The organism is Blautia sp. AF34-10 (assembly GCF_003477865.1).
Taxonomy (GTDB): Bacteria; Bacillota; Clostridia; order Lachnospirales; family Lachnospiraceae; genus Fusicatenibacter; species Fusicatenibacter saccharivorans.
In genome coordinates, this window is record NZ_QUED01000010.1 from 22,059 (window position 1) to 46,742 (window position 24,684).

Consider the following 24,684-nt stretch of genomic DNA (forward strand, 5'->3'; position numbering starts at 1 on the left):
AATACATTTCAGATTGTTTTAGTTCATAGACACGAACAGTGTACCACACTCCCCGTAGAATGTCAAAAGAATGCCTGTTTTGCAGGCATTTTTCGGGATGCAGATCCTTCCAGCGGGCATCAAAAAAAGAACACCCGCCCCTCCGGTTTTCCCCGGAAAAGCAGGTGTCCCCTAACTACTTATATTTGATTCTGATTACTTTCTGACAGTAATCTTGTCCAGATGCCAGATATCATCTACATACTGCTGGATGGTACGGTCGGATGTGAATTTGCCGCTGTGTGCGGTATTCAGGATCGCGCTTCTTGCCCATGCAGAAGTATTTCTGTATTTATCCTCAACACGCTCCTGTGCTGCCGCATAGGACTTGAAGTCTGCCAGGGTAAAGTACATATCCGGGCGCGGAGCATTCTTCGGTGTGAGCAGAGAGTCATACAGATCACGGAACATCATGATGTCGCCGTTTGAGTATCTTCCGCTGATCAGATCCATCACTACGTTGTGGATGTCCTGATCGTGGATGAAGTAGCTCATCGGATCGTAGGTGTAGTTGTTCTCATATTCGATAACCTGATCTGCGGAAAGTCCGAAGATGAAGGCGTTCTCTTTTCCAACTTCCTCAACGATCTCTACGTTTGCACCGTCCATGGTTCCAAGAGTCAGGGCACCGTTCAGCATGAACTTCATGTTACCGGTACCGGAAGCCTCTTTACTTGCGGTGGAAATCTGCTCGGAAACATCAGCAGCGGCAAAGATCAGCTCTGCGTTGCTGACACGATAATCCTCGATAAATACAACTTTGATCTTTCCTTTGATGGTCGGATCGTTATTTACGACATCCCCAACGGAATTGATCAGTTTGATGATTGCTTTTGCACGCTCATAGCCTGCGGAAGCTTTCGCTCCAAAGATGAGGTTCTTGGGTAGAACGGCATATCCGGGTTCTTTTTCAGACGGTCATACAGGTACATAATATGAAGAATGTTCATAAACTGGCGTTTGTACTCATGCAGACGCTTTACCTGAACGTCAAAAATAGAGTTCGGATCTACATCAATGCCGTTATGCTCTTTGATGTATTTTGCCAGGCGAACTTTATTTTTATATTTGATTTCCATAAATTCCTTCTGTGCCTGGGTGTCATCTGCCAGCTTAGCGATCTTTTCGATCTTCGGCAGATCGGTGATCCAGCCGTCTCCGGCGTACTCGGTTACCCAGTCAGCCAGGAGCGGGTTTCCGTGAAGCAGGAAACGACGCTGTGTGATACCATTCGTCTTATTGTTGAACTTCTCCGGAGTCATCTCGTAGAAGTCTTTTAAGGTCTGTTTTTTCAGAATCTCGGTATGAAGCTGTGCAACACCGTTGACAGAATAGCCGCCTACGATAGCCAGACGGGCCATATGAACCTGTCCGTCGTAGATCACTGCCATCTGGCGGACTTTCTCTTCATCACCCGGGTACTGCTCTCTTACCTGGATCAGGAAGCGGCGGTTGATCTCCTCTACGATCTGATAGATACGCGGAAGAAGTCTGGAGAACAGGTCAACCGGCCATTTCTCGAGTGCCTCTGCCATGATGGTGTGGTTGGTGTATGCGCAGGTCTTTGTGGTGATCTCCCATGCCTCATCCCAGCCAAGGCTTCCACGTCCATGAGGATTCGCATCAGCTCCGGAACGGCTACGGTCGGGTGAGTATCGTTCAGCTGGAAGGTAACCTTCTCATACAGCTTTGTGATATCATCGTGATGTTTTTTATATTTTGCAACTGCTCTCTGTACGCTTGCAGAAATAAAGAAATACTGCTGTTTCAGACGCAGCTCTTTTCCTTCGTAATGGTTGTCGTTCGGATACAGAACCTCTACGATGGTTTTTGCAAGGTTTTCCTGCTCAACCGCTTTGTGGTAATCACCTTTGTCGAAGGAATCCAGGGAGAAGTCCTGAATAGCCTCTGCATCCCAGATGGTCAGCGTGTTTACAACATCGTTGTCGTATCCTACGATTGGCATATCGTAAGGAATTGCGTTTACAGACTGGTAATCTTTCTGTACGAAGTTTACGCGTCCGGTAGCCTCATCATACTCCTGTGCTACGTATCCGCCAAATTTTACTTCTTTTGCGTATTCCGGGCGTTTCAGCTCGAATGGATAGCCGTGTTTCAGCCAGTTGTCCGGTACTTCTACCTGATAACCGTCGCGGATCTGCTGTTTGAACATACCGTATTTATAACGGATACCGCAGCCGTATGCCGGATATCCCAGTGTAGCCAGGGAATCCAGGAAGCATGCTGCCAGACGGCCAAGACCGCCGTTTCCAAGCGCAGGATCTCTCTCCTGGTCCTCCAGAAGGTTCAGGTTCAGTCCCATCTCATCAAGAGCTTCCTGTACCTGTTTGTATGCAGTCAGGTTAATCAGGTTATTTCCCAGCGCACGTCCCATCAGGAACTCCATGGACATATAGTACAGAATCTTCGGATCCTGCTCATCCATTGCTTTCTGGGTTTTCAGCCAGTTGTCAATAATAACGTCTTTTACTGCGTAGCAGACTGCCTGGTAAATTTCCTGCTGGGAAGCCTCTTCCAGATTTTTTCTGTACAGCATTTTTACGTTTTCTTTGACACTGTTCTTAAAAGTTTCTTTGTTGAACTCGGCGTTTAACATCTGCGTCCTCCTCAATAGCAGTCTGCGAGCGGAGAGCTTGTCTGCATCCCCGCTCGCAGGCTGATTTTTATATTAACGATCGTCGTGGAAACGCATCCAGAAGTATTCTTAGATACGCTCTACTGCCATGGTAACCTTTTCGGAGTTGATATTCCACTCCTTCTCATAGCCCTTTGTCTCTCCAGTCACGATTTCTTCTGCCAGAACTTCAGATTTAATTTCATCACCATGGTTTTTCATGATGCTTACAATCTTGTCGTTGTCTTTTGCATATACTCTGATCTTGTCCATAACCTCAAAGCCGGCCTCTTTACGCATGGTCTGGATTTTACTTACCAGCTCACGAACAAAACCTTCCTCGATCAGTTCCGGAGTCAGATTGGTATCCAGAACAACGGTGATTGTATGGTCGGATTCGGATACATAGCCTTCCATCTGTGCCATGTCAATTAACAAATCCTCCTCTAATAATACAATTTCCTGTCCATCGATGTCAAGTTTAAGTTCGCCGGTGCTCTTGAGCTCTGCCATAGCCTTGTTTCCATCCAGCTCAGACAGGGTTGTTTTGATCTTGTTCAGGAGTTTTCCGTATTTTGGTCCTACGGTACGCATCTGCGGTTTGAAGCTGTAGCTGATGAAATCTGCGATGTCATCTTTAAATACAACTTCTTTGACATTCAGCTCGTCCTCGATGATCTCTTTGTAGAATTCGGAAAGCTGGAACTCGCTCTTCACGTACATGGTTCCGATCGGCTGACGGTTTTTGATATTGGCAGTATTTCTTGCGGCACGTCCCATAACGACGATCTCCAGCAGGTCTGCCATATCCTCTTCCATCTTCGGATCGATCCAGTTCTCATGTACCTCCGGGAAGTCGCACAGATGGATACTTTCCGGTGCACTTGCATCGATGCTCTTTACGAGGTTCTGATAAATATCCTCTGTCATGAACGGAATCATCGGAGCTGCTGCTTTTGCAACGGTCACCAGTGCGGTGTACAGAGTCATGTAAGCATTGATCTTATCCTGCTCCATGCCTTTTGCCCAGAAACGCTCACGGGAGCGGCGTACATACCAGTTACTCATATCATCCACGAAGGACTGCAGTGCTTTTGCTGCCTCCGGGATACGGTAATTTGCCAGGTTGTCGTCTACTGCTTTTACAGTGGATTCCAGACGGGACAGCAGCCATTTATCCATAACAGCCAGTTTGTCATATTCCAGACTGTATTTTGTTGCATCGAAGTTGTCGATGTTTGCATACAGGACAAAGAACGCGTAGGTGTTCCACAGGGTTCCCATGAACTTTCTCTGTCCTTCCACGACCGTCTTGCCTGCGAAACGGCTCGGCAGCCACGGAGCACTGCTGGTGTAGAAGTACCAGCGGATCGCATCGGCACCGTAGGTCTGCAGTGCGTCAAACGGATCTACCGCATTTCCTTTGGATTTACTCATCTTCTGTCCGTTCTCATCCTGTACCAGACCAAGAACGATAACGTTCTCGTACGGTGCTTTGTTGAACAGCAGAGTGGAAATTGCAAGCAGGGAGTAGAACCATCCACGTGTCTGGTCTACAGCCTCGGAAATAAACTGTGCCGGGAACTGTTTCTCGAAGGTTTCTTTGTTCTCGAATGGATAGTGATGCTGTGCGAACGGCATGGAGCCGGAATCGAACCAGCAGTCGATAACCTCCGGTACACGGTGCATCTCTTTACCGCATTTCGGGCACTTGATGGTCACTGCGTCGATGTATGGGCGGTGAAGCTCGATGTCATCCGGGCAGTTGTCGGCTTTTTCTTTCAGCTCTTCGATACTGCCGATGCAGTCCTGATGGCCACATTCACACTGCCATACCGGAAGCGGAGTTCCCCAGTAACGGTTTCTGGAAAGTCCCCAGTCCTGAACATTTTCCAGCCAGTCGCCAAAGCGTCCTTTTCCGATGCTTTCCGGAATCCAGTTAATGGTGTTGTTGTTGCGGATCAGATCCTCTTTTACTGCAGTCATGCGGATGAACCAGGTTTCACGTGCATAGTAGATCAGCGGAGTATCGCATCTCCAGCAGTGCGGGTAGCTGTGCTCGAACAGCGGCGCATCAAACAGAAGGTCTTTATCCTCGAGTGCCTGCAGAACGGCCATATCTGCTTTCTTGCAGAAAGTACCTGCCCACGGAGTTTCCTCGGTCATCTCACCTTTTTCGTTTACTAACTGTACGAAAGGAAGATCGTATCTGTGACCGACCTTGGAGTCGTCCTCACCAAATGCAGGGGCGATATGAACAACACCGGTACCATCGGTCAGTGTTACGTAGGTATCGCAGACTACATAGTATGCTTTTTTGTTTCCGATTCTCTTCTCAGCGTACGGGAACAGCGGCTCGTACTCTTTGAACTCAAGATCTTTGCCCTGATAATGCTCCAGGATTTCAGCGCCCTCACCGAGAACGGTGTCTACCAGAGCGGCTGCCATATAATAGGTATATCCTTTGCTTGTTACTTTTACATAATCCTCATCCGGGTTGACGCAGAGCGCAACGTTGGACGGAAGGGTCCACGGTGTGGTGGTCCATGCCAGGATGTAAGCGTCCTCGCCTTTTACTTTAAAGCGGACAACGGCAGAACGTTCTTTGACATCTTTGTATCCCTGCGCTACTTCGTGAGAAGAAAGCGGGGTACCGCAGCGCGGGCAGTAAGGAACGATTTTGTGTCCTTCGTACAGAAGACCTTTCTTCCAGATCTCTTTTAATGCCCACCACTCGGACTCGATGTAATCGTTATGATACGTAACGTATGGGTTTTTCATATCAGCCCAGAAGCCAACGGTATGGGAGAAGTCTTCCCACATTCCCTCGTATTTCCATACGCTCTCTTTACACTGCTCGATGAATGGCTCTACGCCGTATTTTTCGATCTGATCTTTTCCGTCCAGACCAAGTTTTTTCTCAACTTCCAGCTCTACCGGCAGTCCGTGGGTATCCCAGCCTGCTTTTCTCGGCACCTGATAACCCTTCATGGTACGGTATCTCGGGATCATATCCTTGATAACACGGGTCTCTACGTGGCCGATGTGCGGTTTTCCGTTTGCGGTCGGCGGTCCGTCATAGAACACGTAGGACGGATTTCCTTCACGCACTTTCATACTTTTTTCGAAGATCTGATTGTCTTCCCAGAACTTCTCAACCTGTTTTTCTCTCTCGACAAAGTTCATGTCGGTTGAAACTTTCTTGTACATGCTTGTACCTCCTGAAACTTAAGTTTCTCGTTTGATTTGCTCGCGTAAAATAAGAAAAAGCTCCCGCCCTGTAATAGGACGAAAGCTGTACTTATCGTAACCACCTGTTACATACTATCATATGCATTTCCTGTAACGGGGAACAACCGGCAACTTCTTACCACTGCTCTCCGGTTTTCTATATTTTATGCGCCGGGTACGCAGATTCAGAACTGCAACTTGGAAGTGATGTTCACCTGCCGCTACTTGTACCGGACTCCCACCATCCCCGGCTCGCTTTCCACAGACCGTTCACGCGCAGACTACTGTCTTCGTCATCGTTTTTCATGCCTTATTATAACTAGGGGCTGTAAGCGTTGTCAAGAGTGGAAAGCATATTTTATCGGTTCTTTTCCGCGATTTTACGGGATTTTCGGGGGTGTGCGTTGCTATTTGGATGGGGGAATGGTAAAATCGGGGTATAATCAAAAAACGGAAAGGAAGTGAAATCATGGGAAGATTTGTGAATCCGGACAACAGTGCATTTCAGGTTGCTCTCAATTCTGAAATCTATGTGGACAAAACAGGACTTTTATCGTATACCAACAAAGTTCTGGACACCATACAGGGCTATATCTGCAACAGCCGCCCGCGGCGGTTTGGAAAATCATTTGCTGCAAATATGCTGGCGGCCTATTACAGCAAGGGCTGTGATTCCAGAAAGATGTTTTCTGGCCTTGCGATCAGCCAGACGGCAGACTTTGAGAAGCATCTGAACCAGTACGATGTGATTCATCTGGACATCCAGTGGTTTCTTTCGAATGTCAGCGATCCGGAACAGATTGTGGCCTACATTACAGAATGTACACTGGCCGAGCTGCGTACCATCTATGCAGATCAGCTTCCGCCGGAAGTTTCCACCGTTCCCGACGCTCTGTCCCGGATCAAAGAGGCGACCGGACAGAAATTTGTGATTATTATTGATGAATGGGATGTCCTGATTCGTGATGAGGCCTCCAACCAGAAAATTCAGGATGATTACATTAATTTTCTTCGTGGAATGTTCAAAGGGACGGAACCGACGAAATATATCCAGCTTGCGTTTCTCACGGGTATTCTTCCGATCAAAAAATTGAAAACGCAGTCTGCCTTAAATAATCTTCATCAGTATTCCATGCTGAATCCAGGCCCGCTGGCTTCCTATATTGGATTCACAGAAGATGAAGTTTCCGCTCTCTGTCAGAAATACGGACAAAATTTTGAGGAAGTCAGACGATGGTACGACGGCTATCTGCTTGGAAATTACCATGTATACAATCCAAACGCGGTGACAAGTCTGCTTCTGGATGGGACATTCCAAAGCTATTGGTCGGAGACGAGCACATACGACTCGATGGTTCCTTTTATCAATATGGATTTTGACGGATTGAAAACAGCAATTCTGGAGATGCTTTCCGGCGCCGCAGTTCCTGTCATGGTTACCTCTTTTAAAAATGACATGGTCAGCTTTGTAAATAAAGATGATGTTCTGACGCTGCTGATTCATTTGGGCTATCTTGCCTACAATCAGCAGACACAGATGGCATATATTCCCAACGAAGAAATCCGCAGGGAGTTTCTGACTGCGGTGACTTCCAATCATTGGAATGAACTTTTCGCTTTCCAGCAGGAATCTGCGGATCTTTTAGATGCTACGCTCGATATGGATGAAAATGCTGTCGCTGCCGGAATTGAAAAGGTCCATGAGGAATATACTTCCGTGATTCAGTATCATAATGAAAATTCGCTCAGTTGTGTCCTCACGATTGCTTATTTAAGTACGATGCAATATTACTTCAAACCCATTCGTGAACTTCCGACCGGGCGCGGTTTTTCCGATTTTGTCTTTCTGCCAAAGCCGGAATACCGATACGATTTTCCGGCGCTTGTAGTAGAACTGAAATGGAACAAGAATGCGAAAACGGCACTGGATCAAATTAAAAGACAGCATTACCCGGCTTCCATTGCATCTTATACAGGGGATATTCTGCTGGTTGGTGTTAATTATGATAAGAAGACGAAGGTGCATGAGTGTCGGATTGAAAAATATTTGAAATCAGGAGAAAAATGATGAAAGTTGTGATTGCAATTGATTCTTTTAAAGGAAGCCTTTCCTCTCTGCAGGCTGGAACAGCGGCCGCCACCGGGATTTATCGTGTCGATCCGAAGGTGGAGACGGTTGTGCGCCCGCTTGCCGATGGCGGTGAAGGTACCGTTCAGGCACTGACCGAAGGTCTTGGCGGACGGCTTGTCTCCGTTTCGGTGACCGGTCCTGCCGGAAAGCAGGTTATCTGCCCGTATGGCATCATCGACCGAACGCAGACCGCCATTATCGAGATGTCGGGGGCTGCCGGTATTACGCAGGTACACGGCGATGAGAAAAATCCGCTGTACGCCACAACGTACGGTGTCGGTGAGGTTATCTGCGATGCCATCCGCAATGGCTGCCACCGCTTTATCATTGGAATCGGCGGAAGTGCCACAAATGACGGCGGTATTGGTATGCTACAGGCACTCGGTTTCGGACTGCTCGATGCAGAAGGAAAACAGGTTCCTTTTGGTGCTGTCGGACTGGAATCTCTTACCACGATTACGGCAGATCACGTTCTGCCGGAACTTTCGGAATGCACCTTCCGTATTGCCTGCGATGTAACGAATCCGCTCTGCGGTTCCAACGGCTGCAGCGCCGTTTTCGGACCGCAGAAGGGCGCGGATGCTGTCATGATCAAACGTATGGACACATCGCTTGCCTCCTACGCCGCACTCTGCCGGAAAACATTCCCGAACGTCGACGCGGAATTTCCCGGAACGGGTGCTGCAGGCGGACTTGGATTTGCTTTTCAGACGTTTCTTTCTGCTTCACTGGAACCCGGCATTCAGATCATACTGGATGAAACCCGACTTCGTGATGATGTGAGAGACGCTGATCTTGTCATCACCGGTGAGGGACAGCTCGATGGGCAAACCGTGATGGGAAAAGCGCCGATCGGAGTTGCAAAACTGTCAAAAGAATACGGCAAACCTGTCCTTGCATTCTCAGGCTGTGTTACAAAAGATGCATCCACATGCAACGCCGCCGGAATTGATGCCTTTTTCCCTATTATGCGGAGCGTCGTTTCACTCGAAGAAGCTATGGACATAGAAAATGCGGCAGAAAATATGACAGATACCGTGGAACAGGCTTTTCGGCTATTTTTGCTTCAGTAAAGCGGATATTCGCAATCCGCTTCGCTACTTGCTTGAGTCGGTTAAAATACAAGACCGTTTTCTCCTGCTTTAATTTTTGCAGGAAGGACAGAAAACACGTCGTGCTCTCATCGTCTTAATTCCAGCAGATATTCTGTCGTTCCTGCTTCCAGCTGTTTCGTTCCTGTCCACCGAAATCCGTGGCGGTTGTAAAACGCAATGGCACGCGTATTTTTCTCCAATGCCCATAGATGGTCTGCGTCAAACTTTTCAATTGCAAAGGTAATCAGCCCGTGGCCGACTCCGTTGTTCTGCAGACATGGATCTACGTATAGTTTACAGATTTCGGTTCCGTTGATTTCTGTAAAACCTCTTATAATTCCATCATCGTAGACATAGATGCGGTTTAAGATTTCTTCTTTCTTAAAGTACTGGTCGATCATCGGGACTACCTGCATTTCACCGAAGGAATAGGCCTCCTCGTGAAAAATCGGGAAATAATTGATTCGGTTGTTGAACACGAAAATTTCCGCAATTCTGGACAGGTCTTTCAGTTCTGCTTTTCTGATTTTCATATTTTCTCTCATTTTAATTTCCAATCAACACTTTCTTCCCCCGAAACGCAAATCCATAATACCTGATCCGCTCCTTTGCGATTCCTCTGGCAAGCAATTCTGTGTCATACTGTTTTTCCTGAATCTGACGAAGTGCATGCTCCACCGTCTCTTCCAGCGACTTTTCTTTTGATGTGTTCTGAACCTTAAATTCCATTACGATCGCATCCAGGTTTTCTTTCAATGGCTCCATTACTACGTCATACCTTCCGAATCCACTTTCTCTGTTGGAAGTGATTCTGTATTTTCCGGCCAGATCAACAATCAGCCCAAGGACAAATCCATGGTAAAATCTTTCTGGTTCGAGTTCCTCTGATGGTTTTCCGCCCGTGTCGAAACTGCTGAATGTCTGAAGTGCTACCTGATTCATAAACTGGTTCATATAATCCAGATCTCCGGCAAGCAGAGCATCTTTAAAATTGCCATATGCAGAATCTTCTTCTGTAAACCAGTCCTCTATCATTTGTTCAAACATCAGCATTGTCTCATGATTTGTCACTTTCAAATCATACTGGCGCTTTCCTGTTCGGTTATCCATTTCGTACCGATCCACTTTCAGATATCCGCTCGCAAGCATAAGACTCCAGATGGCTCCCCGCTTTCTGCCAAGCTGTTCAAAAATAACCTGCTCATCCAATTCTGTGCAGATCACTCTGCCGTTTAATAAATCTTCCATTTCCGTCTTGATCTTTGCAGGACTTCGACGGATCAGATTGGAGATCAGCATATTTCCGCTGGTGTCTGCCCAGTACGTTCCATATTCTCCCGTGTCCAGATATTTTGTAATGGACCACGGATTGTAAATATCCTTCCGTTTTCCAAAGGAAAATCCATCATACCAATAGCGGACGGTTCCTTTTTCATCGGACAGCCCATTTTCCTCCAGCGCATGAAAGACTTCTTCTTCTGTAAAGCCAAACGAGCCGCTGTACTTTTCCGATGTTGTTGTTACAACTTCAAGATTATTCAGATCGGAAAAGATAGATTCTTTACTGACTCTTGTTATTCCTGTCAGCAGTCCCCGTTCCATATAGGGATTCGTTTTGAATGTGGAATTGAACAGGCTTCTGATAAACGCAGTAAGATTCTCCCAATACCCATGAATATACGATTCCTGCAAAGGAGTATCATACTCATCCAGAAGAATAATCACCTTTTTTCCGTAATAGCGGCTCAGATAATCGGACAGATAATTGACAGCTACTGCTGCCGCATCATCCGACATATTTTCTTCAACGGAATCAAAATAGGCGCGGTCTTTTTCATTTAATACTTTGCTGGATTTGACAAATTCAAAAGTACTATATAATTTTACCAGCTTACGAATTACCGTTCTTCTTGCAGTCTCATATGTGGTTGCCTTGATATCTGCAAAGCTGAGGGAAATCACCGGATACGTTCCCTGCAGCTTACGAAATCTTTCCTCTTTCCAGATGACAAGGTCTTCAAAATATTTGCTGCATTCGGAATGATTTACGGAAAAGAAATATTCGACCATACTCATATTCAGGGTCTTGCCGAATCTTCTTGGGCGTGTGATCAGAGTAACACTGTCCTGATTGTCCCACCATTCCCTGATAAAATCCGTCTTATCGATATAAAAACAGTTATTCTTTCTGATGGATATAAAATCCTGATTTCCAATGGAAATTACTGATTTCATGGGTCTGCTCCTTCCTAAATCCTTTACCACCGACAGGCTTGCAAAAATTTATTTCTGTTTCTATTTTATCATATTTCTCTGGCAGAACAAAGATCATTCCCTGTCCGAAGCAATTATTTTCCATTGGATATTATGTTTTGACAGATGTCACGAACTATGCTTTCTCTGTCCTGATCCGCCGTTATTCTGGTTTCATACAGAACGGATGTATAATCTTTTTCGTTCCACCATCTCTGCATATCTTCTGCACTGAAATCATTGCAGTTCGGCTTTGTTTTGTGGCGCTTCACGGTCTCCTCGAAGGGGAGGTCGAAGTAATATGCGTATATATTTTTTCCATATAAAGCTACTGCCAGCTCAAATAATGCACGATACCATTCCGCATTCAGTATTCCTTCCAGAATAACAATCTCGCTGTGTTTTCTTCCATATCGCAGAAGTTCTTCCAGAAGAGGCAGCGCCTTTGTATTTTCTCCGTCTTTGACTTTGAGCATATCTCTTCGGATAACATCCTGCGAGATCAGCATTGTATTATTTCCGAACACTTGCTGTAATTCCTTTGCAATAGTTGTTTTTCCACTGCCGGAATTTCCTCTTAAAATGATTAATTTATTCGTCCGTAAGCAATCGCCCATTGTCATTCCATTCTCCATACATAATTCCCGCTTTCGTATTATCTAAAAGTTTCTGCAAACGGCTCTGAAATATTTCTTTTTCCTCAAACATTATAATTTTATACACTTTTCGCTATCTGCAGCGCCAGAAACAGCTTGTCCAGATCGTGGTTAGCGGCAGATAATCCATCCGTTTCATAGTTTCCTTCGATCAGCACATCTCCCGCAATAAGAAAATCATACAGTTCAAATCCATAAAAATCACAGATCGCCTGAACGCCTGCGAGTTCCATTTCCACGGCAATGCATCCTTCTTCTTTTCTTTTTCTTACAAGATTTACCGTTTCCCGAAGCATACTGTCTGTCGTCCATACGCGCCCCTGAACGTATGGCAGTTTCCTTTCTTTGAAAAATTCCGCCAGTTTGTCCGTGTTTTTTATTTTTATGTAGTCCTGTGGTTCTGCAAAATAATAGGACAGTCCTTCTCCCCGGTATGCCTCCGTTGGGAGAATAAACTTTCCATCGGTTGCTTCTTTGTCCAGACTGCCGCACGAGCCAAACATGATAAAGACGGATGCTCCTGTTAAATGATTGACTTCGGCAATCGTTCCTGCTGCCAGAGCCGAACCAATTGGCGTCAGATAGAAACCAATCGTTTCTCCCTCATATGGCAGAGTCCAAACCGGTATATTTCCATTGCATGCTCTTACTTCTGCAATCTGTCGGCATGGGAATTTTTCAAGCATGTATTCATATATTACTTTTGAAAAAATTACCATACATTTTTTTACCAGATGCTGCTTCTCCCCATAAAAATTCTCCAGCTTTACAATCGGCTCGCTGTTGATATCATAAGAATCAATAATCATTCTTTCTCCTCCATAAATTTTAATTGTCTTTATCAAAAAGTCCCATATCCGCCGCCCTTACTACGCAGATATGAGACTTCCGTTTTTTATTTTTGCATTGCCTCAATAACACATTCATGTTTCTTCGTTTTTTATTATAATTGATACCGGCAAGCATTCGAACCACAGAATCTTTCAGGCCATCCATATCCATTTGAATATAAATTTTTAAGGCCTCATACGTTTCCGTCTGGTTCCAATAGGTTCCGAATCTGTGGCGCAGCATGGCTTCTACCACAGATTTCGGGCTATACATGGAATAAATTTCGTCTCCCGTCTGCCGATGCGCAATCAACTGATAACCATCGTACCACGTTTTTGCTTCTTCAAAACTCATCTCATATTTTTCACAGAGGGCAGATATCTCCTGCTCTGTGAAGCCAAAATATTCCGCCAGATCACCGGGATCTGTCATGGAATACTCGGTAAACATATTTAGTGCAGAATGAGAACCATTTTTGTTTGTGAACTTTTCTTTTTTCAGACTTTTCAGCAATACCTTTCGATTATATACATGCGTATTCCACAGTATTTCCATGCTTCTGAATTATTTTCATTAAATCATCAGCCTGCATCCAAACGGTTGCTGTATTATCATTTGGATGAACACCAATTTTATTTCCGACAAATTCCACGTCCATGAAGACTTGAACTCTGTGTTCGGCATCGTTTAGAATACCAAGCGGCGTAACGGCACCGGGTATCAGTTTCATAATATCAAATAATTCCTCCGCAGCTGCAAAAGAAAGTGCACGCAGACCACGTTGCCTGCGAAACGCTTTCAAATCTACTCGCTTGTTCCCTTTCATCGTTATCAAATAATAATTACGTTTTTTATCATCGCGAACAAATAAATTTTTAGCGCCCCACTCTGGATACGGCAAATCAACAGCATCTGCTTCTTCCATATTGAAAACTGCCTTATGTTCCGTAATTTCATACGCTATATTTTGCCTTTTTAAATAATGATATATCTCTATCTTATCCATACTCTTTTATCTCTGTAAACTGAAATTGAAATATGCCCTTATTTTTCATACTTTTCAATCCGGCATTCATGTTCTTTTGTTTTTTCATTGTAGTTAATTCCCACCAGCAAAAGCTCCCCTGCATAGCATGCAACAGACTCCGGATATTTTCTGTCTCTGATCTGATCTAATGCTGCTCTGACGCTTTTGTCCCATTTCAGTTCCACAACAAGCGCCGGGTAATAATTCTGAAACTCCGGCTTTGGAATAAACACAAAGTCTGCAAATCCACGACCCGCGGGAAATTCGCGGATTGGTTTGAAATAGTATTGCATGGAACTCAAATAGGCAATGGACAGAACACTGCTGAGTGAGTTTTCATTGTTATACTGAATCACAGAAGTATATTCCCTGTGAATTTTTTCAATTTCTTTTGCTACTGCGTTTCCATTCATCTGAATTGTATCTTTCAGAAGCTGCTCTGATTCTTTTTGAAATACAATCAACTCATTCCATTTTTTCCTTTTCGTTGCCAGAATCAATTCCTGACGGATTTCCTCATTCGGAATAAAAGCAGTTCTAAATGTCCGGTCATAGGCCAGATATCCAAGGTGAATCAGATACGTCAGCACATCGTCTTTATTGGCGAAGCTAACGGTATCGTTCTGAAAAGAGGTAACATCAACCGGAACATGATCTCCTGAAAGCATTTCGATTACGGCACTTTTCAGGCCATCAAAATCCATATTGATCAGCGGAACAATCGCCTCATAGGATGCGGTTCCGGACCAGTAGCTCTGGAATTCGCCTTCGAGCATCAGGTTCACAACGGCATTTGGATTGTATACATGATATTTCCCAATCTGATAACCGTCGTACCATCGTTTGACTTCTTCAAACTTCTGACCATATACTTCACATAGTTTTTGAACTTCTGTTTCTGTAAAACCTACATATGGTGCAATCGGCCCGGCATACAGCATCGAATAATCTTTGAAATTGTTCAGCGCCGACTGTGTCTTTTCTTTTTTTACAGGCAAAATACCTGTCAGATATGCCAGTTGAATATATTTTGTCGGCTCCGTCCCTTTGAACATCGCCCGCAGAAAATTGATATATTCTTCCTGTGTTTTGAGATCCGCCGCCTCGTCACGAATCAGAACATCCCATTCGTCTATAATCACAATAAATTTTGTCCCGGATGCCGCGTTGATCCGCGACAGCGCCTCCGGCAGTGACCGGATTTCTTCTGGAAGGATATGGGGATAATATTCTTTTAACTCCGAAATCGTTTTTTCTGAGATATAAGAAACAATCCGCTCCGGTCCGCCTGCCGGTTCCATACACCATTGGATATCCCAGTGGAGCACATCATACTGATTCAGATGTTTTTCAAAATCCTTTGCCCTGCTGATTTCCAGCCCGGAAAACATTTCTTTCGAACTGCAGCCCTTGCTGTAATACGCGGTGAGCATGTTTGCCGTAATTGATTTTCCAAACCGCCGCGGGCGGCTGTTGCAGATATATCCCTGCAGAGTGTTCATGACTTTATTCGTATAAGTCAGCAGTCCTGTTTTATCAACATAAATCTCAGAATTTAATGCAACCGCAAATGCTTCATTTCCCGGATTCAGATAACTTCCCATGCAAATCCCTCCCGTCAACATTTTATATGACTCATTATACTTGATCCCTCGGACTATCACAAGGACAGGATTTTCCCACGCAGCTTCCGGTTTTTCACTTTCGTCCTCCTGTGAGAATCCCATACAATTCCGGTCTTCTGTTTTTCAGTCCGCATTTTTCCCGCTTTCTGCATTTCCTGCATTTCGTTGATACTAAAATCAGACATGTTATTATCCTTCATCCTCGTAAATAATGATTTGAAAATATTGTAACTATTCAGAGCCATGCGAAATGGAAGAAAAATCGCGAATCATGTTTACATGAATGAGCTATTTTTCTGGAATTTCATATGGCGAGATGGGACTCTGAATAGTTACAAAATATTATACCCTATAAATGCTTCAATGGTAAACTTTCATTTTGCCGCATAAAAAATACGCGCCGCATTTCTCATCAAAATCATGAGTATGCGGCACGCAGTTTTTATTTTGCTTTTTTCTTCTCTCTTTTCACAAAAAGACAGACACATACAACAACAAAAACAGCCGTTGCTGCGATCAGTACCGGCCATACCGGCAGTGGACAGACGCTTGCGCTGATCAGTTTCAGTCCCTGGTAAAGTGTGTATACACCGAAAATTGAAAAGATGACAAACGCCAGTGTATTCAGCAGCCCATCCGGTGTCTTGCTCTTTAAGAGGTAGCCGACCAGCATTCCGAGAATATCCGCTGCGAACAGTCCGAGAGAACATCCGATCCATACAACGAATGCGGATCCCATACCTTCATTTGCACCAAAGGTGATTGCGGTAAGCTGTGTTTTGTCTCCGAGCTCTGCTACGAAGAACGTACAGAAAACGGCGAGCGGTGCGAACCGAATTTTGGATTTGCCGCCTTCTTCCTCTTCCTCGTCATCATCACCGGAAATGGTGGATGCTGCGAAGTAAAGAAATGCGAGTGCTGCAATCGTCTTAATCAGCCAGTCCGGAATGAATTCGCTGACGAGGCCGCCTGCGAGAACCGCCATTCCATTCAGTACCAGAATCGCGGCTGCGGTTCCCAGGATAATGTCTTTCAGCTTGTACTTCGAAGTAAGCGCAATCAGCATGAGCTGCGTCTTATCGCCCATCTCTGCGATGAACTCGGTAAGAAACACCTTTAGAAATAACACCATTTTCCATTCCCCTTATCTTATAATGATATAAATGGCATATGCGGCATAAAATGCGACCATACAGAAACCTTCAACTCTTCCGATTTTCTTTTTGGTTCCTGCAAAAATCCATACACATACCGTGAATACGATCAATACACACAAATCAATTATATTTTCCGTAATAATGGCCATCGGGCTGATTGCGGATGCAATGCCAAGTACCATAAGAATGTTGAAGATATTGGAACCGATCGCGTTGCCAAGTGCCATATCAACTTCATTCTTTCTCGCAGCAACGATAGAAGTTACGAGTTCCGGAAGGGAAGTTCCGATGGAAACAATGGTCAGTCCGATCAGAGTCTGGCTCATTCCGAGATCGCCCGCGATTCTCGCTGCGGCATCTACGGTCACATCTCCGCCGACTGCAATGGCGACTGCTCCGCCGACGATGAACACGATACTCTTCGGAACGGAAAGCAGCTTAATATCCTCGTCCAAACCGCCTTCAATTTCAACTTTTTTTCCTTCTCGGTTTGCCTTTAATGCAATCTGAACCATGTAGACAATGTAACCTGCAAAGAATCCAATTAAGATCACGCCGTCCAGGTGACCGAGCATCATACCGGATTTATCGCCGAGTCCGCTGATTCCCAAAACCATTAAAAGTCCGGCGCAGATCAGGGACAGCGGGATGTCTCTTTTGATGGTTTCCTTTGCAACTTCTACAGTAGTCAGTACGGCACAGACACCGATGACAACCATCAGGTTAAAGATATTGGAACCGATGACATTACTGACGGCAAGCTCGTTGTTGCCGGTAAGTGAAGCCGATACACTGACCGCGGTCTCCGGAAGTGATGTTCCCATGGCAACAATGGTCAGTCCGATGATGATCGACGGAACGTGCAGTCTCTTTGCTGCGCTTGAGCTTCCTTCTACGAAAAAGTCCGCACCTTTGATCAGCAGGACAAAACCGATGACGAGACAGACAAGCACAAGAGCAAACGGGGCGTTGTTGATGAAATTTTCCATGTTTTCCTCCTTTGTTTTCCAAGCATATATTCCAAAATAGTATCGTTAACAGAAGCAGGTTTTACTCATTATCCGCAAAAAAAGACTCATGTATATCAAGGAACATCCGATATGCGATACACCGGTGATTCATCGATATACATGAGTCTCATTATTTAAGATTTGCCAGATTATACTCTTTTCTTATAATCAGAATGTTGACAAATCACACATTCGTGCTAACTACTCCCTCATGGAATATTACATTACTTGATAAATACTATCAAATGTCTTCGGGGTTGTCAACAAAATTTGACTTTTTTATCCGAAAGATTTCAGCCCCGCTTACGAATGCATACCAGTCATGGGTGCAGAATACTTTACAAAATATAACAAACCGAATATCCTAAAACGAGAAAAACTTCATTTTCATGATAGTCCATTTTTAGACTGATCTATCTTTTCTATGGTACTCACCTCTCTATTCGTCCTGTGTTTCCATCTCTTCGAGTTCCAGTTCCGTTTCCATCATGCGTTCCAGCAGGGATTCCTGTGTCTGATTTTCTTCGTCTATTTTCGTCTGAAGCTCCATCAGCCGTTCGTAATCTGCGGAAAGTTCCGGGTCCATCATTTCCAGTTGAAGCTCTGACATTCTGCTCTCACTCTCCGCAAGCTGCTCCTCGTATTTTTCGAGCTGCCGTTTTAAGCGGGACAGAATTTTTCCCGGGTTATAATATTTCTTTTTGTCAAACACATCATCCAGCGTCGGAACGTCGGCCGGTTTTCGTACAGCTCCTCCCGCATTTCCCGTTTCTCTGCCCGGCGTCTGCCGTTTGATTTCTTCGAGATACTGTGCATAATTCATTTCGTAAAATTGTACGTCGCTCTCGCCGAACTCCAGAATACCGGTTGCCACCTGGTTGATGAAATAACGGTCGTGCGATACGAACAAAACGGTTCCCTCGTAGCTGGTCAGCATTTTTTCCAGCGCTTCTTTTCCCGCCAGATCCATGTGATTCGTCGGCTCGTCCAGGATCAGGAAATTCGGTTTCGTATAGAAAATCCGGCAGAGCTCCAGCCGCACTTTTTCACCGCCGGAGAGCTGCCCCATTTTCTTTTCGACATCCTCACCGGAAAACAGAAAGGCTCCCAGTGCGCTTCGGACATCGTTGCGAAGCAGGTTCGGATAAAGACTCCAGAAATAGTCGAGCACCGTCTGCTCCGGGTCGAATTTCTGGTTGACTGCTTTGTGCTGATCGAAGTAGGCAAAATCCACGCGGTTTCCAAATTGATAACTTCCGCCCAGTGGATTGATTTCGCCCACAACGGTTTTCAGAAGCGTCGATTTTCCTTTTCCGTTTTCTCCGATGATCACAATCCGTTCTGCTTTTTTGATGACGGCCGAAACCTCGCTCAGGACGGTATCGTATCCGATTTTCAGTTTCTTCATCGTGAGCACATCCGTATAGCTTTCGCGTACCGGATGGAATAAGGCGTGGAATGTCCTCGTGTCAAACCGCCGCGGTTTCTCAATTTTTACCATGTGCTCGATCGCCATTCGTTTCGAACGGGTGGCCGCAACTTTTGTCGGTGTATTTTTCCATTTTTCAATCCACGCCGTCAGACGCTCGATTTCCTTCTGCTGCGCTTCATAGTCTTTTTCCTGTTTGATCTGTGCTTCTTCTTTTTGTTTCACAAATGCCGAATAATTTCCCGGATACCGTTTGATGTCACCGTATTCGATTTCATACGTCACATCAATCACGCGGTCCAGAAACATGCGGTCATGTGATACAATGATAACGGCATTTTCGTAGCTTTTCAGATAATTTTCCAACCACTCCACTGCAGCGATGTCGAGGTGGTTGGTCGGCTCGTCCAGAAGCAGGATGTCCGGGCGCTGTAAGAGGAGCTGAATTAGGGCAATTTTTGTCTGCTGTCCGCCCGAAAATTCACCGATCGGTTTTTCCAGATCTTCGAGCGCAAAACCAAATTTCTGGAACATCGTTTCCATATCTTTTTTCCAGCTGTACCCGTGCAGACTCTCGATTCTCCGCTCCAGAAAATCGTACTCCGCCAGCAGCTTTTTGTGATCTTCCGTCTCGGCGAGCAGCTTTTCGATTTCCTTTTTTCGTGCCTCGCACGCAAAGACTTCTGAGAAAGCCTTCTCCAGCTCCTCTTTTACCGGCACATCTCCATCGGTAAAATTAATCTGGCGCAGAAAACCGATGTTCTGTTTTCCGCTCATTGTAATCCCGCAGGTCTCGTCGCTGTCCAGATTACTCATCTCAATATCCCCAGCAATCAGCCGCAGCAGCGTCGTTTTTCCACAGCCGTTTCTACCGACAATTGCAATTTTTTCTGTATCGTGAATTTCGAAATTCACACTGTTTAAAATCGTATCCGCGCCAAACTGTACTTTTGCATTTCTGATCTGATATCTCATGTTTTATACCTTTTCTGTTGTGTGAACCTCACAGTCGGTATTTTCACGGAGTCTGACATGTCGAAAATAGTTCGACTGTGACTTACCTCATGTCAGTGGAGGATACCGATTTCTCTCCGCCCGCCACTGCTGTTATGTTTCTTTTAACAATTCATCCCACCGCTTTAGAAGCGGGGGACTTCTTGTCTACTGATGTTAACAATTCATCCCACCGCTTTAGAAGCGGGGGACTTCTTGTCTACTGATGTTAAAATTCTGCTTCCATTATACCGTCTCCGCCCTTCGTTCTCAATGCCAAAAATTTTTCGAATCAAATTTGGTACGCCTGCGGCATAAAAATATCTCTGTTTTACTGATTTGCTCCAGTAACAGAGATATTTAACTTCCTATATATTCCGAAAGTCCCTTACGCAAAAATACTACTCATGAGTAGTATATAATATTCTTCTCTTTTTTTCAATGCTGTCTCTTAACAGATTTTCCCAACCAGCACTACAATCCCAGCTGTCACAAGTGCAATGATCAGATACAGAATCGTCGCCAGGCTCGTTTTGTCAGCACGGTTTTCCATGGTTTTATGTACGGAATCCCTTCCATTCCTTTGATCTCCCATATTTTACTGTGTCCAACCCACACCCGGTCAAGCATAATTCCGTCGAACCAGTTCATCACCACAAGGAAGAGGTAGGATTGGAGATATGCCGTCTTGAAATCGGTGACTTTATTCCAGACAAAAATGATCGCGATCAGCACCACGAACAAAATGATGCAAAATGGAATCATAACCTGCTTTCCTTTTTTCATGACCGCATCTTTGTCGATCAGTCCACGTTTATCGGCTTCTTCTATATATTCCTTTGGGTAAAAATAAACACAGTTCATTCCATCATTTCTTACCAGACACTTTACCATCAGAATAAACAGAAGACAGTATAATATGTTTTGCAACAACAGCATCTCACATTCCTCCTCAGACTACCGTTTATGTTTCTTATAGCTTCATGTTAGTTCAGGCTAATCACATTGTCAAGAGGACTTGCTGTTTTTACATTAACACTGCCGCAATGGATAAATCATAATCGTTTATAAAGCAAAAAAAGAAACGAGCAAGTCCTGTCAGGCATAAACCTTACCCAGTGAAAACCCATTTCTTTTTTAGACAATGTCAAAGATACCATACTTCTTTCTCCCATCGAACTTTCTTTACACTCGTCCCTCATTTATTTTACAATTTCTATTTCAGATTGCAAAACTCATCCGCCGTCAGCTCATAGTCGACAGAAGATTCCATTTCCCCCAGCTGATTTTTCCAGGAATTGTAATGGACTGCGGTTTTGCGGAAGCCGAGTTTTTCGTAGACATGCTGTGCTCTTGTGTTTTTGAGGTTGGTATCAAGAAAAATAACGTTGGCTCCCATGCGGAACAATTCTTCTATGAGCATGCTCAGTACAACTCTTCCAATGCCTTTTTCCTGGTAATCGGATTCGCAGATTTTGATTCCGATTTCATATCGATGATTTTCGAATACATAGAAACTCATTTCGCCGATTCGCACATCGTTGTATTCTATGATGAGTCTTCGTCTTGTTTCATCGCTGTCGTCGGCAATCTGTTTTTCAATTTCCGCTGCGCTTGTCCCAAGCCCGTTTGGAAATCCGGCGTGGGCCATGACGGTTCCATCGTTCCACCAGACGGCTAATTGTTCACAATCTTTCTTTTCGGCATTTCTAATGCACAGCTGATTGTATTTTATGTTCATTTCTTCTCTCTTTCTCTGCAATCACTTACAGCTTAGACTCATACCATTCCTCCGCCGTTTTCTCAAATCCGACCGACTGGAACATGCGCTGGCTTTGTCCATTAAAAGAATAAATATTGGCTTTTACCCGCTCCATTCCCTTTTCTCTTGCAAGCTTCAGCATCTCCAGAACGCACCGTCTTCCGATATGCTGATTCTGGTATTCTTTACAGACAACGACAGCGATTTCACTATTCTCTCTCAGCGAAACATCTCCCACCAGCACGCCCTTATATTCTATATAATAGCAGTCACCGTGCGCGGTAAGATAATCATACATCCGATGCAACAGCTCCACATCATACGGCTCCTCCCGGTTGTCCACCTGCTTACACACGTCCAGATCCTGATACCACGGAAGAGAGGCCTCGTCATTCCTGTAATATGGGATCAGCCGGAGTTCATTGTCTATGATTCGTTCGGTCATTTTGGTTTGGCTCCTTGTTTTTTGATCTTAAAGTGCTGCAATTTCCTCTGTAATTTCACAGACACTCTTATTACTCGTATCAATTTTTACCGTATCAAGTACCTGATACATCTGAATTCGTGCAATGCTTTTGTCCATAATCTCTTCCGTACGAATCTTATTTGCGATGTCGGATAATAACCGCTTCCGCAAATTTGCTTCATCCACAATCAGCGAAATTTTAATCACTCTGCATTCTTCCGTGTCCAGCTTACTGACGATTTCATCAACAATACTCTGCTCATGCATCACCCAGCAGAAAATAACGTTTTCATAAGCGCTGCAGTGCAGAAAGTTATTCAGCAGATAACAGATGTTGTCCATCACCATCTCTTTCGTCTCATCCGTCACCTGAAACGGATCGGCGTCCCAGCACCAGTCGCCGTCAAGAAAAACGCTGTTCGCCAGATCTTTTTTCAGCTGCTGACTTACCGTCGTCTTGCCAACGCCCATCGTTCCGCCGATCAAATATAATGTTTTCATTTTTCTCTCCCCATAACACGAATATCCGAAAAAATATCGTTTTCAAAAAGGATTTCAAATCCATCTGCCGGCCGAAATCTGCCATTCAGGATTTCTTTTCCATGGAAAGATATTTTTCTTACTTTGTTTTCCGCATCTTTCACTTCAATTTCACAGTAAGAAAGCAAATATGCACAGATCGCCGTCGCATGAGAAACCACGAGTGCCGTTTCACCCTCTTCCATCTGGCAGACAATGGAATCTATCGCTGCTTTCATTCGGACCTTCACCTGATTTAATGATTCCCCGCCCAGATTGCGAAAATCGTGATCTTCATACTGTTTCAGCCAGAAATCCTCCCTGGCATCCCCGATCGTTCTTTCATGCAGCTCCTTCACAATGACCGGGTGATCTGCGATGAATTCAGCCGTTTCCATTGCTCTCCGATAAGGTGAAGAAAAGCATCTGTCCACATTTGAAAATATATTTCTTTTTGATACAGCAAGCGCTTTTCCCTTTTCCGATAGAGGAATCTGCTCATTCGGCATATCCCCTTTTTCCGGGATGGAATGCCTCATTAAAAATATTTTTTTCATTTCACTCTCCCCTGCTGTTATTCCTAAAGTTTTTTAATCAAAAACATCTCCATCGGCTTTTTTCCATATCCTTTTTCTGATGTTCCCCAGCGATAAAAAGCATGGTGCAAAACGGAGTATTATCCCAGAAAAGATTATATTGCAGCAATCAAATGTTTCCAGCGGACCTGCTCTTGTGGATATTCTTGATAAACTGATACGAATGGATGTTGTTGCAAAAGAAGCTCCTATTAACGATGAAAATGATGTGTCGCACGGACGGAAGCTTCCCACAGTTCCACCAGCGTTTCCATCCGCGGCATTCTCTCCTGTACTTCATATATTGTTATCTTACTCATCTTCCTTCCACAGCTTTCCTTCTTTATAATGTTTCCTGCAAAGCGCCACATAACTCTCGTTCGATCCAAGGAAAATCTGCGCGCCTTCCCGAACGATTTTTCCGTCTGCGTATCTCGTATTGCACTGCGCCCGTCTTCCGCACCAGCAGACCGTTGGGACTTCCTCGATGATGTCAGCGATTTCCATCAATCTTCTCGAACCCGGAAACAGATGTGTCTGGAAGTCCGCACGCAGACCGTAGCAGAGAACCGGAATCCCATAAAAATCCACGATGTCCGAAAGCGTATCAACTTCCTCCGGAGAAAGAAACTGCGCCTCGTCGATAAGAACCGCATCCACTTTCTTTCCGTGATACCGGTATTCCCCGCTGTCTGCACTCCAGGTCTCTGAAATTTCTTTTAAAAATTCATCCACATATTCCGCCGGTGCCTCCAGCCCGATGCGGGACTTGATTTCATGTTCTCCGTCGCGGTTGTCCGTCCGCGGCTTCAACAGGACAGCATACTGCCCGCGCTCCTCATAATTATAGCGAACCATCAAAATATTAGCAGATTTCGAACTGCCCATCGCGCCGTAGCGGAAATATAATTTTGCCATTGTTTTTCGTCCTTTTGTCTTTTCTTATTCTTTCAGTTCTTTCCGTAAAAACGACTCCTCATCAAGCCAAGTCTCTTAAAAATCATCGCCTTCTATTCCTTCCTCATTTTTCTTTGAATCACCCACCGAACCGCCAGCGTCACCGCAATCAGAACCGCCGCAATTACGCCATCCCGCAGAATCCCTGTATACCACGGTGCAGACCACGTCTCATACAAACCGGGGTGTGCTGTGTAGTCATAATACGTATAAACGCTCTTTCCAAGAAACACGCCAACGACACACCACAGAAAAATTCCGGAAATTTTATGGATTGTTTTCATTGCTCTGCCC

General features: G+C 44.8%; 19 protein-coding genes and 2 pseudogenes. 2 read left to right on the forward strand and 19 right to left on the reverse strand.

The window, feature by feature from the left end; all coding sequences use genetic code 11:
- Nucleotides 1-195: 195 nt before the first annotated feature.
- A pseudogene (locus tag DWZ60_RS20715) lies at nt 196-2,656 on the reverse strand (glycogen/starch/alpha-glucan phosphorylase).
- A gap of 108 nt (nt 2,657-2,764) precedes the next feature.
- Nucleotides 2,765-5,884, reverse strand: coding sequence for an isoleucine--tRNA ligase (gene ileS, locus DWZ60_RS07830; protein WP_055222021.1), 3,120 nt, complete (start codon nt 5,882-5,884; stop codon nt 2,765-2,767).
- A gap of 490 nt (nt 5,885-6,374) precedes the next feature.
- Between ileS and DWZ60_RS07835 the strand changes: the two genes are divergently transcribed.
- Nucleotides 6,375-7,973 (forward strand): AAA family ATPase, encoded by a 1,599-nt coding sequence (locus DWZ60_RS07835; RefSeq protein ID WP_119221478.1) that lies wholly within the window; start codon nt 6,375-6,377, stop codon nt 7,971-7,973.
- Nucleotides 7,973-9,109, forward strand: coding sequence for a glycerate kinase family protein (locus tag DWZ60_RS07840; RefSeq protein ID WP_119207681.1), 1,137 nt, complete (start codon nt 7,973-7,975; stop codon nt 9,107-9,109). The genes DWZ60_RS07835 and DWZ60_RS07840 overlap by 1 nt, the downstream gene beginning before the upstream one ends.
- 107 nt (nt 9,110-9,216) lie before the next feature.
- Here the strand turns inward: DWZ60_RS07840 and DWZ60_RS07845 are convergent, their stop codons facing one another.
- The 17 genes and pseudogenes from DWZ60_RS07845 to DWZ60_RS07935 all read right to left on the reverse strand — a co-directional run bounded on the left by DWZ60_RS07845 (nt 9,217) and on the right by DWZ60_RS07935 (nt 24,674).
- Entirely contained in the window at nt 9,217-9,663 is a 447-nt protein-coding gene (locus DWZ60_RS07845) for a GNAT family N-acetyltransferase (RefSeq protein WP_055225986.1), read from the reverse strand.
- Nucleotides 9,664-9,676: 13 nt separating this feature from the next.
- Nucleotides 9,677-11,365 carry an AAA family ATPase gene (locus DWZ60_RS07850; protein WP_119221479.1) on the reverse strand — a complete coding sequence of 563 codons (1,689 nt, stop codon included), beginning with the start codon at nt 11,363-11,365 and terminating at the stop codon, nt 9,677-9,679.
- 113 nt (nt 11,366-11,478) lie between these two features.
- The gene (locus DWZ60_RS07855; RefSeq protein ID WP_243038252.1) at nt 11,479-12,018 is read right to left on the reverse strand and encodes a kinase; all 540 of its coding nucleotides are present in this window, start codon (nt 12,016-12,018) and stop codon (nt 11,479-11,481) included.
- 80 nt (nt 12,019-12,098) lie between these two features.
- On the reverse strand, nt 12,099-12,848 hold the full coding sequence (locus DWZ60_RS07865) for a nucleoside phosphorylase (RefSeq protein ID WP_118595647.1): 750 nt from the start codon (nt 12,846-12,848) through the stop codon (nt 12,099-12,101).
- A 145-nt stretch (nt 12,849-12,993) separates the two neighbouring features.
- Nucleotides 12,994-13,347 (reverse strand): annotated as a pseudogene (locus DWZ60_RS20720) (AAA family ATPase); the annotation flags it as partial.
- Nucleotides 13,348-13,393: 46 nt separating this feature from the next.
- Nucleotides 13,394-13,876 carry a prolyl-tRNA synthetase associated domain-containing protein gene (locus DWZ60_RS07875; protein WP_055268132.1) on the reverse strand — a complete coding sequence of 161 codons (483 nt, stop codon included), beginning with the start codon at nt 13,874-13,876 and terminating at the stop codon, nt 13,394-13,396.
- A gap of 38 nt (nt 13,877-13,914) precedes the next feature.
- The gene (locus DWZ60_RS07880; protein WP_055225808.1) at nt 13,915-15,501 is read right to left on the reverse strand and encodes an AAA family ATPase; all 1,587 of its coding nucleotides are present in this window, start codon (nt 15,499-15,501) and stop codon (nt 13,915-13,917) included.
- A gap of 463 nt (nt 15,502-15,964) precedes the next feature.
- A complete protein-coding gene (locus DWZ60_RS07885; protein ID WP_117761361.1) occupies nt 15,965-16,654 on the reverse strand; it encodes a TMEM165/GDT1 family protein in 690 nt (229 codons plus the stop codon).
- Between the two features lie 12 nt (nt 16,655-16,666).
- The gene (locus DWZ60_RS07890) at nt 16,667-17,668 is read right to left on the reverse strand and encodes a calcium/sodium antiporter (protein WP_117814373.1); all 1,002 of its coding nucleotides are present in this window, start codon (nt 17,666-17,668) and stop codon (nt 16,667-16,669) included.
- A 460-nt stretch (nt 17,669-18,128) separates the two neighbouring features.
- Nucleotides 18,129-20,093 carry an ABC-F family ATP-binding cassette domain-containing protein gene (locus DWZ60_RS07895; protein WP_118640507.1) on the reverse strand — a complete coding sequence of 655 codons (1,965 nt, stop codon included), beginning with the start codon at nt 20,091-20,093 and terminating at the stop codon, nt 18,129-18,131.
- A 522-nt stretch (nt 20,094-20,615) separates the two neighbouring features.
- Complete coding sequence (locus DWZ60_RS07900; RefSeq protein ID WP_199669406.1) at nt 20,616-21,050, reverse strand: hypothetical protein; 435 nt, start codon at nt 21,048-21,050, stop codon at nt 20,616-20,618.
- A gap of 277 nt (nt 21,051-21,327) precedes the next feature.
- Complete coding sequence (locus DWZ60_RS07905) at nt 21,328-21,852, reverse strand: GNAT family N-acetyltransferase (RefSeq protein WP_055225836.1); 525 nt, start codon at nt 21,850-21,852, stop codon at nt 21,328-21,330.
- Between the two features lie 25 nt (nt 21,853-21,877).
- Nucleotides 21,878-22,318 (reverse strand): GNAT family N-acetyltransferase, encoded by a 441-nt coding sequence (locus DWZ60_RS07910; protein WP_117814375.1) that lies wholly within the window; start codon nt 22,316-22,318, stop codon nt 21,878-21,880.
- Between the two features lie 27 nt (nt 22,319-22,345).
- The gene (locus tag DWZ60_RS07915) at nt 22,346-22,840 is read right to left on the reverse strand and encodes an AAA family ATPase (RefSeq protein ID WP_117510549.1); all 495 of its coding nucleotides are present in this window, start codon (nt 22,838-22,840) and stop codon (nt 22,346-22,348) included.
- On the reverse strand, nt 22,837-23,415 hold the full coding sequence (locus DWZ60_RS07920) for a histidine phosphatase family protein (RefSeq protein ID WP_119221481.1): 579 nt from the start codon (nt 23,413-23,415) through the stop codon (nt 22,837-22,839). Before DWZ60_RS07920 ends, DWZ60_RS07915 begins: the two co-directional genes overlap by 4 nt.
- 330 nt (nt 23,416-23,745) lie before the next feature.
- The gene (locus DWZ60_RS07930; RefSeq protein ID WP_117761365.1) at nt 23,746-24,351 is read right to left on the reverse strand and encodes a thymidine kinase; all 606 of its coding nucleotides are present in this window, start codon (nt 24,349-24,351) and stop codon (nt 23,746-23,748) included.
- Between the two features lie 92 nt (nt 24,352-24,443).
- The gene (locus DWZ60_RS07935; protein WP_117510543.1) at nt 24,444-24,674 is read right to left on the reverse strand and encodes a hypothetical protein; all 231 of its coding nucleotides are present in this window, start codon (nt 24,672-24,674) and stop codon (nt 24,444-24,446) included.
- Nucleotides 24,675-24,684: the final 10 nt, after the last annotated feature.

Excerpts from the sequence above, each read along its gene's own strand:
- ileS (WP_055222021.1), bottom strand. The coding sequence starts at position 5,884 with ATGTACAAGAAAGTTTCAACCGACATGAACTTTGTCGAGAGAGAAAAA.
- DWZ60_RS07835 (WP_119221478.1), top strand. The coding sequence starts at position 6,375 with ATGGGAAGATTTGTGAATCCGGACAACAGTGCATTTCAGGTTGCTCTC.
- DWZ60_RS07840 (WP_119207681.1), top strand. The coding sequence starts at position 7,973 with ATGAAAGTTGTGATTGCAATTGATTCTTTTAAAGGAAGCCTTTCCTCT.
- DWZ60_RS07845 (WP_055225986.1), bottom strand. The coding sequence starts at position 9,663 with ATGAAAATCAGAAAAGCAGAACTGAAAGACCTGTCCAGAATTGCGGAA.
- DWZ60_RS07850 (WP_119221479.1), bottom strand. The coding sequence starts at position 11,365 with ATGAAATCAGTAATTTCCATTGGAAATCAGGATTTTATATCCATCAGA.
- DWZ60_RS07855 (WP_243038252.1), bottom strand. The coding sequence starts at position 12,018 with ATGGAGAATGGAATGACAATGGGCGATTGCTTACGGACGAATAAATTA.
- DWZ60_RS07865 (WP_118595647.1), bottom strand. The coding sequence starts at position 12,848 with ATGATTATTGATTCTTATGATATCAACAGCGAGCCGATTGTAAAGCTG.
- DWZ60_RS07875 (WP_055268132.1), bottom strand. The coding sequence starts at position 13,876 with ATGGATAAGATAGAGATATATCATTATTTAAAAAGGCAAAATATAGCG.
- DWZ60_RS07880 (WP_055225808.1), bottom strand. The coding sequence starts at position 15,501 with ATGGGAAGTTATCTGAATCCGGGAAATGAAGCATTTGCGGTTGCATTA.
- DWZ60_RS07885 (WP_117761361.1), bottom strand. The coding sequence starts at position 16,654 with ATGGTGTTATTTCTAAAGGTGTTTCTTACCGAGTTCATCGCAGAGATG.
- DWZ60_RS07890 (WP_117814373.1), bottom strand. The coding sequence starts at position 17,668 with ATGGAAAATTTCATCAACAACGCCCCGTTTGCTCTTGTGCTTGTCTGT.
- DWZ60_RS07895 (WP_118640507.1), bottom strand. The coding sequence starts at position 20,093 with ATGAGATATCAGATCAGAAATGCAAAAGTACAGTTTGGCGCGGATACG.
- DWZ60_RS07900 (WP_199669406.1), bottom strand. The coding sequence starts at position 21,050 with ATGCTGTTGTTGCAAAACATATTATACTGTCTTCTGTTTATTCTGATG.
- DWZ60_RS07905 (WP_055225836.1), bottom strand. The coding sequence starts at position 21,852 with ATGAACATAAAATACAATCAGCTGTGCATTAGAAATGCCGAAAAGAAA.
- DWZ60_RS07910 (WP_117814375.1), bottom strand. The coding sequence starts at position 22,318 with ATGACCGAACGAATCATAGACAATGAACTCCGGCTGATCCCATATTAC.
- DWZ60_RS07915 (WP_117510549.1), bottom strand. The coding sequence starts at position 22,840 with ATGAAAACATTATATTTGATCGGCGGAACGATGGGCGTTGGCAAGACG.
- DWZ60_RS07920 (WP_119221481.1), bottom strand. The coding sequence starts at position 23,415 with ATGAAAAAAATATTTTTAATGAGGCATTCCATCCCGGAAAAAGGGGAT.
- DWZ60_RS07930 (WP_117761365.1), bottom strand. The coding sequence starts at position 24,351 with ATGGCAAAATTATATTTCCGCTACGGCGCGATGGGCAGTTCGAAATCT.
- DWZ60_RS07935 (WP_117510543.1), bottom strand. The coding sequence starts at position 24,674 with ATGAAAACAATCCATAAAATTTCCGGAATTTTTCTGTGGTGTGTCGTT.